At 74.3% G+C, this 18,893-nt stretch carries 17 protein-coding genes; 9 read left to right on the top strand and 8 right to left on the bottom strand.

The features are described 5' to 3' along the window. Nucleotides 1–112: 112 nt before the first annotated feature. Both ACIQVD_RS01500 and ACIQVD_RS01495 read left to right on the top strand, forming a co-directional pair. Nucleotides 113–2,359 carry a M9 family metallopeptidase gene (locus ACIQVD_RS01500; protein WP_402285834.1) on the top strand — a complete coding sequence of 749 codons (2,247 nt, stop codon included), beginning with the start codon at nt 113–115 and terminating at the stop codon, nt 2,357–2,359. Between the two features lie 122 nt (nt 2,360–2,481). Beyond that, nucleotides 2,482–3,069, top strand: coding sequence for a dienelactone hydrolase family protein (locus tag ACIQVD_RS01495; protein ID WP_402285233.1), 588 nt, complete (start codon nt 2,482–2,484; stop codon nt 3,067–3,069). Nucleotides 3,070–3,109: 40 nt separating this feature from the next. Here the strand turns inward: ACIQVD_RS01495 and ACIQVD_RS01490 are convergent, their stop codons facing one another. Both ACIQVD_RS01490 and ACIQVD_RS01485 read right to left on the bottom strand, forming a co-directional pair. Next, nucleotides 3,110–4,201, bottom strand: coding sequence for a winged helix DNA-binding domain-containing protein (locus ACIQVD_RS01490; RefSeq protein ID WP_400688359.1), 1,092 nt, complete (start codon nt 4,199–4,201; stop codon nt 3,110–3,112). A gap of 47 nt (nt 4,202–4,248) precedes the next feature. After that, the gene (locus tag ACIQVD_RS01485) at nt 4,249–4,935 is read right to left on the bottom strand and encodes a hypothetical protein (RefSeq protein ID WP_402285231.1); all 687 of its coding nucleotides are present in this window, start codon (nt 4,933–4,935) and stop codon (nt 4,249–4,251) included. Between the two features lie 153 nt (nt 4,936–5,088). Between ACIQVD_RS01485 and dnaE the strand changes: the two genes are divergently transcribed. Beyond that, nucleotides 5,089–8,622: a DNA polymerase III subunit alpha gene (gene dnaE, locus ACIQVD_RS01480; protein ID WP_100835774.1), complete on the top strand. Its 3,534-nt coding sequence runs from the start codon at nt 5,089–5,091 to the stop codon at nt 8,620–8,622. 66 nt (nt 8,623–8,688) lie between these two features. Here the strand turns inward: dnaE and ACIQVD_RS01475 are convergent, their stop codons facing one another. The 3 genes from ACIQVD_RS01475 to ACIQVD_RS01465 all read right to left on the bottom strand — a co-directional run bounded on the left by ACIQVD_RS01475 (nt 8,689) and on the right by ACIQVD_RS01465 (nt 10,683). Further along, nucleotides 8,689–9,222 (bottom strand): RDD family protein, encoded by a 534-nt coding sequence (locus ACIQVD_RS01475; RefSeq protein WP_402285229.1) that lies wholly within the window; start codon nt 9,220–9,222, stop codon nt 8,689–8,691. 89 nt (nt 9,223–9,311) lie between these two features. Beyond that, the gene (locus ACIQVD_RS01470) at nt 9,312–9,761 is read right to left on the bottom strand and encodes a type II toxin-antitoxin system PemK/MazF family toxin (RefSeq protein WP_400688352.1); all 450 of its coding nucleotides are present in this window, start codon (nt 9,759–9,761) and stop codon (nt 9,312–9,314) included. Nucleotides 9,762–9,798: 37 nt separating this feature from the next. Then, nucleotides 9,799–10,683: a LysR family transcriptional regulator gene (locus ACIQVD_RS01465; protein ID WP_100835771.1), complete on the bottom strand. Its 885-nt coding sequence runs from the start codon at nt 10,681–10,683 to the stop codon at nt 9,799–9,801. 72 nt (nt 10,684–10,755) lie between these two features. Between ACIQVD_RS01465 and ACIQVD_RS01460 the strand changes: the two genes are divergently transcribed. Further along, on the top strand, nt 10,756–11,583 hold the full coding sequence (locus ACIQVD_RS01460; RefSeq protein WP_400688350.1) for a dihydrodipicolinate synthase family protein: 828 nt from the start codon (nt 10,756–10,758) through the stop codon (nt 11,581–11,583). A 169-nt stretch (nt 11,584–11,752) separates the two neighbouring features. Next, nucleotides 11,753–12,799 (top strand): aspartate-semialdehyde dehydrogenase, encoded by a 1,047-nt coding sequence (locus tag ACIQVD_RS01455; RefSeq protein WP_400688348.1) that lies wholly within the window; start codon nt 11,753–11,755, stop codon nt 12,797–12,799. 91 nt (nt 12,800–12,890) lie between these two features. On the opposite strand, the gene ACIQVD_RS01450 is transcribed toward ACIQVD_RS01455, so the two are convergent. After that, nucleotides 12,891–13,685 (bottom strand): hypothetical protein, encoded by a 795-nt coding sequence (locus tag ACIQVD_RS01450; RefSeq protein ID WP_402285226.1) that lies wholly within the window; start codon nt 13,683–13,685, stop codon nt 12,891–12,893. 143 nt (nt 13,686–13,828) lie between these two features. Between ACIQVD_RS01450 and ACIQVD_RS01445 the strand changes: the two genes are divergently transcribed. From ACIQVD_RS01445 to ACIQVD_RS01430, 4 genes are all read left to right on the top strand, one after another. Further along, a complete protein-coding gene (locus ACIQVD_RS01445; protein WP_402285831.1) occupies nt 13,829–15,025 on the top strand; it encodes an NYN domain-containing protein in 1,197 nt (398 codons plus the stop codon). 66 nt (nt 15,026–15,091) lie between these two features. Further along, the gene (locus tag ACIQVD_RS01440; protein ID WP_400688344.1) at nt 15,092–16,057 is read left to right on the top strand and encodes an ABC transporter ATP-binding protein; all 966 of its coding nucleotides are present in this window, start codon (nt 15,092–15,094) and stop codon (nt 16,055–16,057) included. Beyond that, the gene (locus tag ACIQVD_RS01435; RefSeq protein ID WP_400688342.1) at nt 16,054–16,848 is read left to right on the top strand and encodes an ABC transporter permease; all 795 of its coding nucleotides are present in this window, start codon (nt 16,054–16,056) and stop codon (nt 16,846–16,848) included. Before ACIQVD_RS01440 ends, ACIQVD_RS01435 begins: the two co-directional genes overlap by 4 nt. Nucleotides 16,849–16,960: 112 nt before the next feature. Next, the gene (locus tag ACIQVD_RS01430) at nt 16,961–17,614 is read left to right on the top strand and encodes a DUF2567 domain-containing protein (RefSeq protein WP_400688340.1); all 654 of its coding nucleotides are present in this window, start codon (nt 16,961–16,963) and stop codon (nt 17,612–17,614) included. Between the two features lie 25 nt (nt 17,615–17,639). On the opposite strand, the gene ybaK is transcribed toward ACIQVD_RS01430, so the two are convergent. Both ybaK and ACIQVD_RS01420 read right to left on the bottom strand, forming a co-directional pair. Continuing rightward, a complete protein-coding gene (ybaK, locus tag ACIQVD_RS01425; protein WP_402285223.1) occupies nt 17,640–18,131 on the bottom strand; it encodes a Cys-tRNA(Pro) deacylase in 492 nt (163 codons plus the stop codon). Nucleotides 18,132–18,139: 8 nt separating this feature from the next. Then, on the bottom strand, nt 18,140–18,868 hold the full coding sequence (locus tag ACIQVD_RS01420; protein ID WP_400688335.1) for an LON peptidase substrate-binding domain-containing protein: 729 nt from the start codon (nt 18,866–18,868) through the stop codon (nt 18,140–18,142). Between the last annotated feature and the right edge of the window lie 25 nt (nt 18,869–18,893).

The raw sequence follows: 18,893 nt of genomic DNA, 5'->3' as shown, positions 1-18,893 counted from the left end.
ACGGCCTCCGACCCTCGGCCGCGGCCCCCCAACCGCGGCGCCACACCGGCCCGGAGGCCCCCACGTGCGAACCTTCCGGAAAACAGCCGCGCCCACCGGACGGGCGACGAGTCTGCTGCTCTCCCTCAGCCTGGCCCTCGGCTTCCTCGGCGCCCTGGCGCCGAGCGCCGGGGCCGCCGCCCCGGCCGGACAGCGGCCGACCGACTCCGACCGGGCGGCGAAGTCGTCCCGGTCTGCACCCCGCAGCACCCAGGCGGCCGAGCGCCGCAAGGACTCCGACCGCGACGTGCGGGCGGACGCCAGCAAGCGGCCGCCGCTGACGCTCAAGGCCGAGCCCGCCACCGCCCGGGCCACGGCGACGGCCGGGGCGACGGCCGCCGCGGCGACCTGCAACGCCTCGGACTTCACCGGCCGCACCGGCAGCGCCCTGGTGGCGCAGATCAAGTCCGCCTCGGTGGACTGCGTCAACTCGCTGTTCCTGCTCAAGGGCAACGACGCGAAGCTGGCGTTCAAGGAGTCGCAGATGGTCGGCGTGGCCGACGCGCTGCGCGACCTGTCCGCCACCTACCCGGGCGACGACTCCACTTCGGCCACCCAGATCGTGCTGTACCTGCGGGCCGGCTACTACGTGCAGTGGTACAACCCGGACGTGGTCGGCAGCTACGGCAGCGGCCTGAAGAGCGCGATCGAGGGCGGCCTGGACGCCTTCTTCAACAGCGCGCACTCGCGGGACGTCACCGACGCCAACGGCGCCACGCTCTCCGAGGCGGTCACCCTGATCGACAGCGCCGCCGAGAACGCCCGCTACCTGAACGTCGTCAAGCGCCTGCTGAACGGCTACGACAGCTCCTACGACGCGTCCTGGTACATGCTCAACGCCGTCAACAACGTCTACACGGTGCTGTGGCGCGGCCACCAGAACAGCGACTTCCCGCCCGCCGTGCAGGCCGACCCGAGCGTGCTGGACGCCCTGCAGTCCTTCGCCTCCCGCAACGGCGCGCTGCTCGGCGGCGACAACGGCTACCTGGTCTCCAACGCCGGCCGCGAGCTGGGCCGCTTCCTCCAGTACCCGGCGCTCCGGGCGAAGGTCCGGCCGCTGGTGAAGGGCCTGCTGGACCAGAGCGCGATCACCGGGCGCACCGCCGCGCTCTGGGTCGGCCTGGCCGAGATGACCGACAGCTACGACCGGGCCGACTGCTCGTACTACGGCACCTGCGACCTGGCGAACCGCCTAGAGGCCGCCGTGCTGACGGTCGACTACACCTGCAGCCCCAGCATCAGGATCGTCGCCCAGGCGCTGACCGCCGCCCAGCTGACCACCGCCTGCACCAGCCTCAAGGGCCAGGACGCCTACTTCCACGGCGTGGTCCGGGACGGCGGCGCGGTCGCGAACGACCATAACTCCACCATCGACGTGGTGGTCTTCCACTCCAGCGCCGACTACCAGACCTACGCCGGCACCATCTTCGGGATCTCCACCGACAACGGCGGCATGTACCTGGAGGGCGACCCGGCCGCGGCGGGCAACCAGCCCCGGTTCGTCGCCTACGAGGCCGAGTGGGTCCGCCCGGACTTCCAGATCTGGAACCTCAACCACGAGTACACCCACTACCTCGACGGCCGCTTCGACATGGCCGGCGACTTCGACGCCGGCATGGCCACCCCGACCGTCTGGTGGGTCGAGGGCTTCGCCGAGTACGTCTCCTACTCGTACCGCGGCGTCGAGTACACCGACGCCCTCACCCAGGCCGGGCAGCACACCTACGCGCTGTCCACCCTGTTCGACACCACCTACGACAACGCCGACCAGACCCGGATCTACAACTGGGGCTACCTGGCGGTCCGCTACATGCTCCAGTCGCACCGCGCCGACCTGGACGCCGTGCTGGCCGAGTACCGCGCCGGGGACTGGAACGGGGCCCGGACGATCCTCAAGACCACCATCGGCACCCGCTACGACGCCGACTTCAACGCCTGGCTGACGGCCTGCAACGGCGGCAACTGCGGCACCCCCACCACCCCCTCCGTCCCCGAGTGCACCGGCGCCGACACCCGGCAGCTCGACCGGGGCTGCGGCCGCTCCGACGTCGCCGCCACCGCCGGCAACTACGCCTACTTCTACCTGTACGTCCCGGCCGGCACCACCAGCCTGACCATCACCGCCGCCGGCGGCACCGGCAACGCCGACCTCTACTACAGCGGCGCCAACTGGGCCACCACCGGCTCCTACACCGCCAGGTCCACCGGCGCCGGCAACGCCGAGACGCTCACCGTCAGCAACCCGCACGCCGGCTACCACTACGTCAGCCTCTACGGGCAGCAGTCCTTCGGCGGAGTCTCCGTCAGCACCTCGTACTGACCGCCCCCGCGCCGAACGGCCCGGCCCGCCCACCGGTGGGCCGGGCCCCCGCGCGTCCCGGGATGGGCGATCATGGAGGGTCCGCACCAGCGCACCACCCGCAGCACCGAGGAGCCCGACCCGTGGCCGAGATCGTCCTGTTCCACTCCGCGTACGGCCTGCGCCCCGCCGTCACCGAGGCCGCCGGGCGGCTGCGCGCCGCCGGGCACACCGTGCACACCCCCGACCTGTACGAGGGGCGGGTCTTCGAGGAGCTGGAGGAGGGCATGGCGTACCGGGACGAGGTGGGCAACGACGAGCTGCTGCGGCGGGCGGTGGGGGCGGTGGCCCCGCTGCTGCCGGTGGCGGGCGGGCTGGTGTACGCCGGGTTCTCGCTCGGCGGGTCGCTGGCGCAGAACCTGGCGCTGGCCGACGAGCAGGCCCGCGGGCTGCTGCTCCTGCACGGCACCTCCGACCTGCGGGAGGACGCCGCCACCCGGATCGCGGTGCAGCTGCACGTCGCCGAGCCGGACGCGTTCGAGTCCGAGGACTGGCTGAACACCTGGTACCTGCTGATGACCCGGGCCGGGGCCGACGTCGAGGTGCACCGCTACCGGGGCGCCGGGCACCTGTACACCGACGCCGAGCTGCCCGACCACGACGCCGAGGCGGCCGAGCGGACCTGGGCGGCCGCGCTGGCCTTCCTGGCCGAACTGGACGGCGAGGGCTGAGGGCCGCCCGGGGCGGGCGGGGCGGGGCGGCCCGGGCGGGTCAGGACGCGAAGGCCACCGTCCGGCTCTCCGCGTCCGGCTCCAGGAGGGCCAGCAGCCGCCCGCCCTCCCGCTCCAGCTCGGCGCGGCGGCCGTGCGGCAGCAGCGGGGTGAGGGTGAGCACGGCGGCGCCGCGGGTGCGCTGGTGCTCCCAGACGCCCGCGACCAGGCCGTCCACCAGGTAGGAGGCCAGCAGCGTCCCGTTGGCCGCCCGGTAGACCTGGTGGTGGATCGCGGCGGGCAGCATCCGGGTGCGGTCGGCGTGCGAGAGCAGCGCGGCGTCCCACTTCGGCAGGAGGCGCACCGGCAGCTCGCGGCCCGGGTCGGACGGCGGCCGGGCGCCGGGCAGGTCGAGCAGCTCGCGGCCGTCCTCGGCCCGGTGGCGGACCAGCTCGCCCAGCTCGGCCAGCGCCGGGTCGACCTGGCGCAGCCGCAGGCCGGTGAAGTGCGCGACGTCGGCGCGCGAGGCCGGGCCGTAGCCCGCCAGGTAGCGGCGCACCAGGCGGGCGGTGGCGGCCGGTTCCGGCGGCAGCTCGCCCGGCCACAGCACCAGCCGCGGCCGGCCGTGCGCCCGCCAGTGCCCGGACGGGGCGACGTGCACCAGCGGGAGCAGCGCCCGCGGGTAGTTCAGCAGGTCCTCGGTGCGGACCCGGCCGCCGGACGCCGCGGCGGTGTGCTCGCGCAGCTCCCGGGCGCTGCGCGGGACGGCCGCGAAGGCCCGCAGCGAGGCTTCCAGGGCCGGTTCGTCCAGGTCGGCGTCCCGGTGCCGGCCGCGCAGGTCGGTCAGCCACCGGCGGCGCCAGGCCGCCGCCAGGTGCCCGTAGTCGGCGCCGGGGACCAGGTGCAGGGTGCCGCGCATCAGCGTCGACTTGACCACGGTGCCGTCCAGCAGCGCGGCCTCCAGCTCCGACGGCCGGAACCCGGGCAGCCGGGCCCACAGCGCCAGGTGCGGCGACGGCGAGTACTGCGCCTGCAGCGCGGCCAGCCGGGAGACCGCCGCGGCGGCGGTCGACCCCCCGGCGCGGTCCAGCAGTTGGCGCTCGAAGTAGCCGACGGTCAGCTCGCGGTCGGTCAGGGTGCGGATCTCGGGCATCGCCGGGCCTTTCGGGCGCGCTCGTCGGGGGCCCACCTCACAGCCGGTCAGGACACCGGCGGGACGGGCGGCGGCGGGGGGTAGGCGTACGCGGCGCCGTGGCCGTCGGCGGGCGGCCGGGGCGGCGGGACGGCCGGGGGCGCGGGCTGCGCGGCGCCCCACGGGCCGGGCACGGGCGCGGGCACCGGGCCGGGGCCGTAGGGCGGCCGGTAGCCGGGCGGTCCGGGCGGCGGGAACAGCGCGGGCGGGGCGGCCGGGACGGCGGGGGCGCGGGTGGCGGCGACGACGACCGCGGTGGCCGCCGCGACCAGCACGGTCACCACCAGGGTGCAGGTCAGCAGCAGGTTCCCGACCGGCCGGTAGGCGAACTCGCGCGACAGCCGGTCCCCGCCGAACAGGTTCACCAGCTGGGACAGCGCCGCGTACCCGTTCACCGCGCCGAGCAGCACGGCCGCGCCGCGCACCCAGCGCCCGCCGGCGAACGCGCCGCACATCAGCACCGCCGTCGCCAGCAGGGAGGCGATGTCCGCCCCGGCGAAGCCCACCGGTCCGGGCACCGGGTGCGCGTACGAGAGGCCGAGCGCGTCGGGCAGGTAGCCGAGGCCGCCGCGGACCAGGCAGGAGCCGAGCACGGCGCTCTGGACGAGGACCTGGAGCAGCATCAGCACGCCGATCCCGGGCAGCCCGCCCCCGCCCGGCCGGGGCGGGACCTGGGGTGGTGGGGCGTAGGCCATGACGGGTTCCCTCCCGGTGCGCGTGTGGTGGATCGGAGGGTAGCGGAGGGGATTAGACTCGGGGGCGCGATCCCGGAAGCCGTGGTCCGAGCCCTGGTGGTGGCTCGGGCCTCACGTGTTTCAGCCCTCTCCCAGGACCCCGGAGGCCCCGCCTTGAGCGACCAGCCGTACGCGCACCTGCACGTCCACACCGAGTACTCGATGCTGGACGGCGCCGCCCGGCTGAAGCAGCTGTTCAAGGAGGTCGAACGGCTCGGGCAGACCCACGTCGCGATGACCGACCACGGCAACATGTACGGCGCCGCCGAGTTCCACAAGCAGGCCACCGCGGCCGGGATCACCCCGGTGATCGGCATCGAGGCGTACGTCGCCCCGGACTCCCGGTCCAACACCAAGCGCGTCCTGTGGGGCCAGCCGCACCAGAAGAAGGACGACGTCTCGGCGTCCGGCGCGTACACCCACAAGACCATCTGGGCCCGGAACAAGGAGGGCCTGCACAACCTCTTCAAGCTGACCTCGCGCTCCTACGCGGAGGGCTGGCTGGTGAAGTGGCCCCGGATGGACAAGGAGATCATCGCCGAGCACGCGGCGGGCCTGATGGCCACCACCGGCTGCCCCTCCGGCGAGGTGCAGACCCGGCTGCGGCTGGGCCAGTTCGACGAGGCGGTCCGCTCGGCGGCCGAGTACCGGGACATCTTCGGCAAGGAGAACTACTTCCTGGAGCTGATGGACCACGGCCTGGACATCGAGAAGCGGGTCCGCGACGGCCTGCTGGAGATCAGCAGGAAGCTGAACATCCCGCCGGTGGTCACCAACGACTCGCACTACACCACCGAGGGCGACGCGGGCGCCCACGACCTGCTGCTGTGCGTGCAGACCGGCAAGAACCTCTCCGACCCGGACCGCTTCCGGTTCGACGGCACCGGCTACTACATCAAGTCGGCCGCCGAGATGTACGGCCTGGACTCCTCGGACGCCTGGCAGGAGGGCTGCCGCAACAGCCAGCTGCTGGTCGCCCAGCGGGTCGACACCGCCGGCATGTTCGAGTTCAAGAACCTGATGCCGCGCTTCCCGATCCCGGAGGGCTTCGAGTCCGAGGCGGACTTCTTCAAGTCCAAGGTCTGGGAGGGCATGGACTGGCGCTTCCCGGGCGGCTACGACGAGGAGCACAAGAAGCTCGCCGAGTACGAGATGGACACCATCATCCAGATGGGGTTCCCGGCGTACTTCCTCGTGGTCGCCGACTTCATCATGTGGGCCAAGAGCCAGGGCATCGCGGTCGGCCCCGGCCGAGGCTCCGCGGCCGGCTCGCTGGTGGCCTACGCGATGGGCATCACCGACCTCGACCCGATCCCGCACGGCCTGATCTTCGAGCGCTTCCTCAACCCCGAGCGCATCTCGATGCCCGACGTCGACATCGACTTCGACGAGCGCCGGCGCGGCGACGTGATCCGCTACGTGACGGAGAAGTGGGGCGCCGACAAGGTCGCCATGATCGTCACGTACGGCACCATCAAGGCGAAGGCCGCCATCAAGGACTCCTCCCGGGTCCTGGGCTACCCGTACGCGATGGGCGACCGGATCACCAAGGCGATGCCGCCGGACGTGATGGGCAAGGGCATCCCGCTGTCCGGCATCACCGACTCCTCGCACCCCCGCTACGGCGAGGCGGGCGAGATCCGCAGCCTGTACGAGAACGACCCCGACGTCCGCAAGGTGATCGACACCGCCCGCGGCATCGAGGGCCTGATCCGCCAGCCCGGCGTGCACGCGGCCGGCGTGATCATGTCCGCCGAGCCGCTGACCGACCACATCCCGGTCTGGACCCGGCACACCGACGGCGTCACCATCACCCAGTTCGACTACCCCACCTGCGAGGGCCTCGGCCTTCTCAAGATGGACTTCCTCGGACTGCGCAACCTGACGATCATGGACGACGCCGTCAAGGCGATCGAGAAGAACAAGGGCGTCAAGATCGAGCTGCTCCAGCTCCCGCTGGACGACAAGCCCGCCTACGAACTGCTCGCCCGCGGCGACACGCTCGGCGTCTTCCAGCTCGACGGCGGCCCGATGCGCTCGCTGCTGCGCCTGATGAAGCCCGACAACTTCGAGGACATCTCCGCCGTCCTGGCGCTGTACCGGCCGGGCCCGATGGGCGTCAACTCGCACACCAACTACGCGCTGCGCAAGAACGGCCAGCAGGAGATCACCCCGATCCACCCGGAGCTGGAGGAGCCGCTCAAGGAGATCCTGGAGCCCACCTACGGCCTGATCGTCTACCAGGAGCAGGTGCAGAAGGCCGCGCAGATCCTGGCCGGCTACTCGCTCGGCCAGGCCGACCTGCTGCGCCGCGCGATGGGCAAGAAGAAGAAGGAGATCCTGGAGGCCGAGTTCGTCCCGTTCCAGAGGGGCTGCCGGGAGCGCGGCTACTCGGACGCGGCGATCCAGGCGGTCTGGGACGTGCTGGTGCCGTTCTCCGGCTACGCCTTCAACAAGGCGCACACCGCCGGCTACGGGCTGGTCTCGTACTGGACGGCGTACCTGAAGGCCAACTACCCGGCCGAGTACATGTCGGCGCTGCTGACCTCGGTCAAGGACGACAAGGACAAGTCGGCGGTCTACCTCAACGAGTGCCGCAAGATGGGCATCCAGGTGCTGCCGCCGGACGTCAACGAGTCCGACGCCGACTTCACCCCGCACGGCAGCGAGACCGTCCGGTTCGGCCTGACCGCGATCCGCAACGTCGGCGGGCCGGTGGTGGAGTCGATGATCCGCACCCGCAAGGCCAAGGGGAAGTACGCCTCGTTCCCGGACTTCCTGGAGAAGGTCGAGTCGGTGGTGTGCAACAAGCGCACCGTCGAATCGCTGATCAAGGCCGGGTCGTTCGACTCGCTCGGGCACACCCGCAAGGGCCTGACCGCCCAGTTCGAGCCAATGATCGACAACGTGGTCGGGATCAAGCGCAAGGAGGCCGAGGGACAGTTCGACCTGTTCGGCGGCGACAGCGTCTCGGACGAGCCGTCCTTCGGGCTGGACGTGGTGTTCTCCGAGGAGGAGTGGGACAAGTCCTTCCTGCTCACCCAGGAGCGCGAGATGCTCGGCCTGTACGTCTCCTCGCACCCGCTGAACGGCATCGAGCACGTGCTGGCCGACAAGGCCGACTGCGCGGTCGCCGACCTGGCCGAGCGCCCCGACGGGACGATCGTCACCATCGGCGGCATCATCTCGGGCCTCCAGCGCAAGATGACCAAGCAGGGCAACGCCTGGGCGATCGCCACCGTCGAGGACCTGGCCGGCTCGATCGACTGCATGTTCTTCCCGGCCAGCTACCAGCTGGTCTCCTCGCAACTGGTCGAGGACGCCGTGGTGTTCGTCCGCGGCAAGCTCGACAAGCGGGAGGACGTGCCGCGGCTGATGGGCATGGAGCTGGCGGTGCCCGACCTGAGCAACGTCGGGGCGCAGCTGCCGATCGTGATCACCGTGCCGGAGAACAAGCTGACCCCGCCGATCGTCTCCCGGCTCGGCGAGGTGCTGGGCAGCCACCGGGGCAGCACCGAGGTCCACGTCCACCTGCGCGGCCGGACCAGGACGGTGGTGCTGCGGCTGGACCGGCACCGGGTGAAGTCCGACCCGGCGCTGTTCGGCGACCTCAAGCAGCTGCTCGGGCCGAGCTGCCTGGCCAGCTGACGGCGGTGCGCGCGGACGGGCCCCGGCGGAGTCGCACTCCGCCGGGGCCCGTCCGCCGAGGGGCGGTCAGTGCTCCTTGACCACCACGGTCCTGGCGCCCTTGTCGTGGAAGCACTGCTGGAGCGGCTTGTCCCACAGCAGGGACAGGCAGTTGACCAGCGAGAACAGGCCACCGACGACCGGGACCAGGTTCGGGCCGCCGTAGATGGCGGCCCGGGTCCAGAACTGGCCGTCGGCCGGGCGGCCGCCGCCGGCCGCGTCGACCACCCGGAGCCTGAGGACCTTCTTGCCGACGGTCTGGCCGTGCTGGGTCGTCAGCATGGCGCCCTCGTAGCCGACCACCACCACCGCGGCCAGCACGTAGTAGAGGAGCACGCCGGGGGAGATCAGGTTGACGATGATCAGCGGGACGATCAGGACCGCCACGTCGACCAGGCGGGCCAGGAAGCGGTCCACCGGGGCGGCCAGCACCCGGGTGCCGGGGGCGGCTTGCGCGCCGGGCGGCGGGGTCGGGCCGAGCCAGTCCGACTGCCCGCCTTGCGCGTACTGGCCGTAGGGGTCCTTCGAGGGCTCGTAGCCGGGAGGGGTGTTGCTGCTCATGCGTACGACTCCAGCTCAACTGGTGGGAATCCTGGAGTTGTTGTACCGGTACCGGGGAGAGCTGGGAAGAATGATCGGATAATCGTTACTCAGCGCCAGCGGTAACGGAGCCGCAGCGAGTCCACCACCCGCTGGAACCGGGCCCGGTCCAGGGCGCACGCCTCGCGCCGCATCCCGCCGTCGCGGACCCGGAACACCCGGTCCAGCGCCACCCAGGAGTCCCGCCCGCTGCGGTCCCACGGGCCGGGGCCCAGCGGCACCCAGTCCCGGTCGTCGTCGTGGCCCTTGCTGGAGAGCATCACCGTCAGCAGCGAACCGCCCGCCTCCCGGGCCACCACCAGCACCGGCCGGTCCTTGCCCCGCCCGTCGTTCTCCTCGTACGGCACCCACGTCCAGACGATCTCGCCCGGGTCCGGGTCGCCGTCGTGGTCCGGCGCGTACTCGGTGCGCACCGCCCCCACCTGCTCGGCCCGGACCTCCACCGTGGCGTCCGGCCCGAACCGGCCCGGCTGCTCCTGCTGCTCGTTCAACTGATGCATGGCGGAAGGCTATCGACCGCCCCCGCGCCCCGGGACGTCAGGAGGAGCGCAGCCCGGCCGGGACCGCCGCGTGCAGGGCCGCCGCGAAGGCCGCCACCGCCGGGTGCGCGGCCCCGCCGGCCCGGAACGCGGTCCGGGTGCGCCGGTACAGCGGCAGCCGGGTCAGCGCCACGCCCGGCGGGCACCGGTCCACGCCCAACTGCGGCACCAGCGCCACCCCCTGGCCCACCGCCACCAGGGCCAGCTGGGCCGCGAAGTCGTCCACCAGGTGGCGCACCCGCGGCGCGAACCCGGCCGCCTGGCAGACCCGCTGCACCATCGCGTGGCACAGCGTCCCGGCCGGGGCGGTGATCCACGGGCTGTCCCGGTGCTCGGCCAGGGCGCCGCCGGAGCGGGCCGCCAGGTACAGCGGCTCGGCGAACACCGGCCCGGTCAGCGCGATCCCCTCCTCCGGCTCGCCCGGCACCAGGTCGTACTCGTGCACCAGCGCCACGTCCAGCTCGCCCGCCCGCAGCGCCCCGGCCACCGCCGCCGGGTCCACCTCGCTCACCATCGGCTCCAGCTCCGGGTGCCGGGCCGCCAGCTCGGCCAGCGCCGCCGGCACCAGGGCGCGCACCGCGGACGGGTAGGCGCCGATCCGCAGCGGCCCGGCCGGCCCGCTGCGGGCGTGCGCCAGCTCGGCGTCCGCCCGCTCCAGCAGCTCCAGCACCGCCTCGGTGTGCCGCACCAGGTTCCGCCCCGCCGGGGTCAGCGCCACCCGCCGCCCGGTCCGCTCCAGCAGCGGCACCCCCGCCTCCCGCTCCAGCACCGACAGCTGCTGGGACACCGCCGAAGGACTGAACGCCAGCGCCTCGGCGACCGCCGCGATCGTCCCCAGCCGGGCCAGTTCGCGCAGCAACCGCAGCCTTCGCACCTCGAGCATCGGCCCAGCTTACGAGAAGCATCGGAAATGTGAACTGGACCCGCACGGTCGCCGCCCGGCAGGCTTCCCCGCATGGAACTGCACGGCATCCACGTCCCGCTGGTCACGCCCTTCACCGCCGACGGCGCCGTCGCCCTCGACGCCCTGGAACGGCTCGCCCGCGACCTGCTCGCGGACGGCGCCGCCGGCCTGGTCGCCCTCGGCACCACCGGCGAACCCGGCTCGCTGACCACCGCCGAGCAGGACGCGGTGGTCGAGGTCTGCCGCCGGGCCTGCGACGCGCACGGCGCGCCGCTCACCGTCGGCGCCGGCCACGGCGGCACCGCCCGCACCGCCGAGGCACTGGCCGCCCTGGACGGCCGGGCCGACGCCGCGCTGGTCGCCGTCCCCGCCTTCGTCCGGCCCGGCGAGGCCGGCGTCCTGGCCCACTTCCGGGCCCTCGCCGCGACCAGCCCGCTGCCGCTGGTGGTCTACCACATCCCGTACCGCACCGGTCAGCCGCTGGGCGCCGCCGCCCTGCTGGACCTGCTCGCGCTGCCCGGCGTGGCCGGGGTCAAGTACTCGGCCGGCGGCATTGACGAGCAGACGATCGCGCTGCTGGCCGCCGCCCCGCGCGGCGTGCTGGCCGGCGACGACCTGTTCCTCTCCCCGCTGCTGGCCCTCGGCGCCGACGGCGGCATCCTGGCCTCCGCCCACCTGGAGACCGCCCGGTTCGCCGCCCTGCACCGGGCCTGGGCGGACGGCGACGCGGCCCGCGCCCGCACCCTCGGCGCCGAACTCGCCGAGGTCTCCCGGTCGGCCTTCACCGGGCCGAACCCGACCGCGCTCAAGGCGCTGCTGCACCGCGCCGGACGCATCCCGACGCCCGCGGTGCGGCTGCCGCTGCTCGCGCACGCCTGAGAACCGCGCGACCACGCGCAGGATTTCCGGTGGGCGGGCACCTGCGCAGGAGGGATTTCCGCCTCGGACGGGAAGCGTTCACGCTTTGGGACGCCCCCGCCGGAACCCGCTCTGACAAGGCATGATGGGCCGGGACAACCGGCCCAACCGGTAGCAGGAGGAGAGACGGATGAGGATCGGCATCGTAGGTGCCACCGGTCAGGTCGGCGGCGTGGTCCGCGAGATCCTGGCGGAGCGGGCCGACTTGAACGGTCCATTGGGCCCGGTCGAACAGCTGCGGCTGTTCGCCTCGGCCCGCTCGGCGGGGCGCGCCCTGCCCTGGAAGGACACCGAGATCACCGTCGAGGACGCCGCCACGGCCGACTACAGCGGCCTGGACATCGTGATCTTCTCGGCGGGCGGCGCCACCTCCAAGGCGCTGGCCCCCGAGGTCGCCGCCGCCGGAGCCGTCGTCATCGACAACTCCTCCGCCTGGCGCCGCGACCCCGAGGTCCCGCTGGTCGTCGCCGAGGTCAACCCCGAGGCGATCACCGAGCGCCCCAAGGGCATCATCGCCAACCCCAACTGCACCACCATGGCCGCGATGCCGGTGCTGCGCCCGCTGCACGAGGAGTCCGAGCTGGTCGCCCTGGTGGTCTCCACCTACCAGGCGGTCTCCGGCTCCGGCCTGGCCGGCGTCTCCGAGCTGCACGAGCAGGCCCGCAAGGTGGTCGACGGCGCCACCGCGCTGGTCCACGACGGCGCCGCCGTCGAGTACCCCGAGCCCGGCGTCTACCAGCGCCCGATCGCCTTCAACGTCGTCCCGCTCGCCGGGTCGATCGTCGACGACGGCAGCAACGAGACCGACGAGGAGCAGAAGCTCCGCCACGAGAGCCGCAAGATCCTCGGCATCCCCGGGCTCAAGGTCTCCGGCACCTGCGTGCGCGTCCCGGTCTTCACCGGCCACTCGCTCCAGGTCAACGCCCGCTTCGCCCGCCCGCTCGCCCCCGAGCGCGCCGTCGAGCTGCTGGCCGGCGCCCCCGGCGTCGCGCTGACCGACATCCCCACCCCGCTCCAGGCCGCCGGCCAGGACCCGAGCTACGTCGGCCGGATCCGGGCCGACGAGACGGTGGAGCACGGCCTGTCGCTGTTCCTGTCCAACGACAACCTGCGCAAGGGCGCGGCGCTCAACGCCGTGCAGATCGCCGAGCTGGTCGCCGCCGAGCTGCGCGGCTGACCCCGGCGCCCCCGCCCCGACGGGCCCCCGGGCACCCGCCCGGGGGCCCGTCGCGTCCGCGGGCCGCGGCCCCTCGCGCCCGCGGCCGGGCTCACCGGCCCGGGTGCGACTCCGGCGCGTCGACCCGCAGCGGCAGCACCTCCGACAGGGCGCTCCCCGTCCACTTGTCGCCCGGCGCGTACCACTGGAACGCGCCCGGGCCGCGCACCGGCACGTTCAGCGACAGCAGCCCGTCGGCGTCCGTGCCGGTGCTGGCCAGGGTGCTCCAGGTGCTGCTGCCGGCCGGCCGGAACTGCAGGTAGGCGGTGGTGCCCTGCTGGGGCACCTCGGCGTCGCGGTCCCAGTCCGCGCGCCGCAGGCGCCCCCGGACGGTGACCGCCTCGCCCACCGCCGCCCGGGCCGGGACCACCGACGCCAGGTCGAACCCGGCGGTGCGCTTGAGCGAGAACCCGGCGGCGTTCTTCGACACGTACCGGTCGCCGTCGGCGGCCCGGATCCGCAGGTCGACGAACCAGGTCCCGGCCTGGTCGTCGAAGAGCGCCCGCGAGCCGGCCGCGATCACCGCCTCACCGCTGCACCGGGCCGTGGTCCCGGCCGCGTCCAGCGGGACGCAGGACATCGGGCCGACCTTCAACGTCCCGTAGTTGGGCCCCCACAGGCCGATCGGGTCCACCGCGCGGATGCCCGAGCGGTCGCTCGCCGTCACCTCCACCGGGACGGTGCGGGTCTCGGCCGGGCCCAGCTCGACCGTGCGGCCGTGGTTGACCACCACCGACACCAGCTCGGTGTCCCCGCTGGAGGTCTCCGGCGAGGTCGCCGGGACCAGGACGACCGCCACCGCCCCGATCGCCGCCACCGCGCACAGCACCACCGCACTCTTCCGCACGGTGTCCCAGTATCCAGGGTCGGCGCGCGGCGGGCGCGGCGCGGTTCGGCGGGCGGACGGAGGGGAAAGGTGTGCCCAACGGTCGCCGGGCCGCCGGGCGGCGCCCCACCGCCGGGGCCCGGGCCGAGGAGGAGGTGCCGGAGATGGACCGCTGCGTCGTCCTGGTCGACGCGGGCTACCTGCTGGGCGCGGCCGCCAGCCTGCTCGCGGGGGAGCCCGGCCGGGCCCGGATCGCCGTCGACCACCCGGTGCTGATCACCGCGCTGCGCGAGCGCGCCGAGACGGAGACCGGCCTGCCGCTGCTGCGGATCTACTGGTTCGACGCCGCCGTCGACCGCCGCCCCGCCCCCGAGCACCGCCGGCTGCGGGTGCTGCCCCGGGTCACCGTCCGGCTGGGCGCGCTCACCCGGGCCGAGGGCCGGTGGGTGCAGAAGGGCGTGGACGCCGCGATGCACGCCGAACTCAGCGAACTCGCCCGCAACCACGCCTGCGCCGACGTGGTGCTGGTCACCGGGGACGGCGACCTGCTGCCCGGCGTCGCCTCCGTCAAGGAGCACGGCGTCGCCGTCCACCTGTGGGCGCTGGAGGCCGCCGACGGGGACTTCAACCAGTCCGAGGAACTGGTCGGCGAGGCCGACGAGCGCCGGGTGCTGGACCGCGCCTGGATCCAGCGCTGGGCCCGCCCCCGGGAGGCCGCCGCCGAGCCGGTCGCCCCCGTCGCGGTGCTGCCCGCCGCACCCCGGCCCCGCCCCGTCCCGCTGCTGCCCGCCGCCGCGGCCGTCCCCGCACCCGCCGCCGCACCCGCTGCCGCGACGGCCGCCCGCAGCGCTCCGCTGCGGGTCATCCCCACCCCCAAGGACCTGGCCGGACGCGCCGCCCCCGGCCCGCCCCCCGACCCCGCCCCGGCCGCCGCCGGCCCGGTGCTGCGCTGGTCCTCCGAGCGCGGCTGGGTCGAGCGCGCCGACACCGCCACCGCCGCCGACGCGCTGCCCACCCTGGACCGGATCACCACCTCCGCCCAGCGCTGGGCCGACCGCGAGGAGGACATCACCAGCGTCGGCGGCGACCCGCAGGAGGTCGGCCAGGTCTTCGCCCGCCGCTGGCTCGACCGCCTCGCCGCCACCGAGCGCCCCGCCCTGCTGTGGACCGACCACCCGCGCATCCCGCACCGCCTGGACGGCGAACTGCTGCGCTACGCCGCCCGGTTCGGCCTGCTCGCGCACAAGGAGGACCAGATCGACGAGCAGGACAGGTACGCCATCCGGGAGGGCTTCTGGAAGGAGCTCGCCGCCCGCGTCCCCGACACCCGGCCCACCGCGCAGGCCCGGCAGGACAGCTGACGCCCGGGCCGACTTGCCCACCCCGCGTGTCCGGAACGCCCTTTACGGCGCGTAGAGTCTTCCGTCGTGAGCAAGGCACCTCAGGGCTGCTGCACGGTCAGCGGCCTGGTCAAGACCTACCGGACGGGCGGCACCGAGGTCAGGGCCAACGACGGCATCGACCTCGCCGTCCGCCGCGGTGAGGTCTTCGGCCTGCTCGGACCCAACGGCGCCGGCAAGTCCACCCTGGTGCGCCAGCTCACCGGCCTGCTCCGCCCCGACGCCGGGACGGTCGACCTGCTCGGCCACGACGTCGTCCGGCACCCCGAACGGGCCGCCCGGCTGCTCGGCTACCTCGGGCAGGAGTCCACCGCCCTCGACGAGCTCACCGTCGCCCTGGCCGCCGAGACCACCGGCCGGCTGCGCGGCCTGTCCCGGGCCGCCGCCCGGGCCGAGACCGCCGAGGTGATCACCGAACTCGGCCTCGAACCGCTCGCCCACCGCCCGCTCGCCAAACTCTCCGGCGGCCAGCGCCGGCTCGCCTGCTTCGCCGCCGTCCTGATCGGCGAACGCCCGCTGCTGGTCCTGGACGAACCCACCACCGGCATGGACCCGCTCGCCCGCCGCGCCGTCTGGAGCGCCGTCGACCGCCGCCGCGCCGAACGCGGCACCACCGTGCTGCTGGTCACCCACAACGTCATCGAGGCCGAGACCGTCCTCGACCGGGTCGCCGTGATCGACGCCGGCAAGGTCATCGCCTGCGACACGCCCGGCGGCCTCAAGGCCCTGGTCGACGGCCACGTCCGGCTCGACCTGGTCTGGCGCACCGACGCCCCGCTGACCGTCCCCGCCGTCGCCGCCCTCGCCGAGCGCGCCGAACGCACCGGCCGCCGCTGGACCCTGCGCACCACCCCCGACGAGGCCCGCGAACTGGTCGCCGCCGTCACCACCGGACCCGCCTTCGCCGCCCTCGACGACTTCACCCTCGCCACCCCCACCCTGGAGGACGCCTACCTCCGGCTCGGCGGCCGGCCCGGAGGACTCGCCCGATGACCCTGCTCGACGCCCCCGCCGTCACCACCGCGCCCGCGCCGCTCGCCCCCGCCGCCCGGCTGCTGCCCGCGCTGGCCGCCGTCTACCGGGCCCAGCTGGCCCGCGCCAAGGTCTCCCGGATCCCGCTGCTGTTCGTCGCCACCTTCCAGTCGATCGGCATCCTGGTGATGATGCGCGGCGTCGTCGACGCCGGCGACAACCCCTCCGCGCACGCCGTGGTGGCCGGCTCCGCCGTCCTGGTGGTCGCCTTCGTCGCGCTCAACCTGCTCGCCCAGTACTTCGGCCGGCTCCGCGCCACCGGCGGCCTCGACCACTACGCGACCCTGCCGGTGCCGCCCGCCTCCGTGGTGCTCGGCACCGCCGCCGCCTACGCCTCCTTCACCGTGCCCGGGGTCTTCGTCACCGCCGGCGCCGGCTGCTGGATGTTCGGACTGCCCCTCGCCCGGCTGTGGGTCCTGCTCGCGGTGATCCCGCTCGCCGGCGCCGCGCTGGCCGGCCTCGGCGCCGCCCTCGGCCTGCTCGCCCCCCGCCAGGAGCTCGCCACCCTCGCCGGACAGCTCGGCATGTCCGCCGCCCTGCTGCTCGGCGTCCTGCCCGCCTCCCGGCTCCCCGAGCCGGTCCGGTGGCTGCGCGACCTGCTGCCCTCCAGCTACGGCGTCGACGCCTTCGCGCTCACCTTCGCCCCGCACCCCGACTGGGCCCGGATCACCCTCGACCTCGGCGTCTGCGGCGCGGTCGGCCTGGTCTCGCTCACCCTCGCCACCTGGGCGTACCGGCGCGCCGCGAGCTGACCCGGCCGGAACGGGGGGCGGGACACCGCCCGGCCGGTGGGTGGGTCGTTCGCCGTGGTCGTTGTCCCGTCGAGATCGACATCCGCCCGGGCCGACATGAAACGATGGGCCCGTGACCGTACCGAACACACCCGCGGGTAGCTCGCCCGGGCCGGACCCCTTCGCCCCGCCCTTCCCGCCGCAGCCGTCCGACCGCGCGAAGCGGCCGCCGATCGGCCCCGAACTGCGGATCGGAGCGATCATCACCCTCGTCGGAGCGGTCCTCGGCGTGGTGCTCGGCCTGCTCTGGTTCTGGCTCGCCCCCCGGGTCGGCTACGCCGTCCAGGACGACCACATCCTCTACCGGGACCCGGAGGGCGAGGAGCTGATCGGCGCGGTCGGCGTCTTCTCGCTGCTCGGCCTCGGCCTCGGCCTGCTCACCTCGCTCGGCGCCTTCCTGTGGACCCGCGCCCGCGGCGGCGGTGTCGCCGTCGCCGTCGGCCTGGCCGTCGGCGGCCTGCTCGGCTCGGTGATCGCCTGGCAGCTCGGCACCCACCTCGGTGCCACCTCCGACCTGCGCGCCCACGCGCTGTCCGTCGGCAACGGCGGCACCTTCGACGGGCCGCTGGAGCTCACCGCGAAGGGGGCGCTGATGGTCTGGCCGATGACGGCCATGATCCTGCTGCTCGCCCTCTCCGCGACGTTCGGCAAGCGCGAGCCGGACCGCCCCCCGTACTGGGAGACCCCGGGGCCGGTGCCGGGGCCGCCCCCGGCCGACCGGGCCTGAGCCCCGGCCCCCGGGCTCCCGGGGTTCACTCCCGCGCGATGGGGGCGGTCAGCGCGTCGGTGAGGCGGACCAGGTCGGCCGGGGCGAGTTCGACCTCGGTGCCGCGGCGGCCGGCGGAGACGAAGACGGTGGGGTGGGCGAGGACGCCGGAGTCGATGACGGTGCGCAGCCTGCGGCGCTGGCCGAGCGGGGAGATGCCGCCGACCACGTAGCCGGTGGAGCGCTCGGCGGCGGCCGGGTCGGCCATGGCGGCGCGCTTGGCGCCGAGCGCGGCGGCCAGCGCCTTGAGGTCGAGCCGGCCGGAGACCGGGACGACGGCGACGGTGAGGGTGCCGTCGGTCTCGGCGAGCAGGGTCTTGAACACCCGGCCGGGGGAGACGCCCATCGCCTCGGCGGCCTCCGCGCCGTAGGAGGCGGCGGCCGGGTCGTGGGCGTACTCGTGGACGGTGAACGGGACGCCGGCGGTGTCGAGGGCGACGGTGGCGGGGGTGCCGCCGGGGGACTTCTTCTTGGCCACGGAGGTCCTCAGTTGGGGCTGAACGCCTGGCGGGTGAGTTCGGCGGCGGGCAGCGAGGGGAGTTTCGCGAGCACCGCGCTCTCGTGCCGGAGCAGGGCGAGTTCGCGGGTCAGGCGCTGTGCGGTGTCGGGGCAGGCGAGGAGTTCCTGCTTGTCCTTGGTGGAGAGCGAGGTGGCGGCGGCGACCAGGTAGGAGAGCACCTGCGGGTCGTCGGGGAGCTCGGGTTCGCCGCTGAGGGTGGCCTCGCGGGCCCCGGCCAGCCGCTTCTGGTAGGTGCGGAAGGCGCGTTCGACGCCGGCGGCGAGCGCGCCGGAGCCCTCGCCCGGCTCCTCGGGGAGCACCGAGACCTCGCCGACCAGGTAGGGGCCGGTGGCGTCGAGGGCGCGCAGCCGGAACCGGGTGGTGCCGGTGATCAGCAGTTCGTACCGGCCCTCGGGCTGCTCGCGGACGGAGGCGACGTCGGCGACGCAGCCGACCGCGTACAGGGCGTCCAGCGGATCGCCGCCGGGGGCGCCGAGGCCCTCCAGCGGGCCCGCCGGGCCCTCGCTCTCGCGGACCGGGGTGGTTCCCCGGCCGTCCTTGACGGCGACCACGCCGAAGCGGCGCGGTGCGTCCTCGGGCTGTTCCAGGAGATCGGCGACCAGGTGGCGGTAGCGCTCCTCGAAGACGTGCAGGGGCATCACCAGGCCCGGGTACAGGACCGTGTTGAGCGGGAAGAGCGGGAGCCGATCAGTCACGGCGGACAGCGTAGTTGGCGGCGGG

The sequence above is a fragment of the Kitasatospora sp. NPDC090308 genome, from assembly GCF_044769485.1.
Classification (GTDB): domain Bacteria; phylum Actinomycetota; class Actinomycetes; order Streptomycetales; family Streptomycetaceae; genus Kitasatospora; species Kitasatospora fiedleri.
The sequence above is the reverse complement of the archived record's forward strand: the minus strand, read 5'-3'. Positions and strand labels throughout refer to the sequence as shown.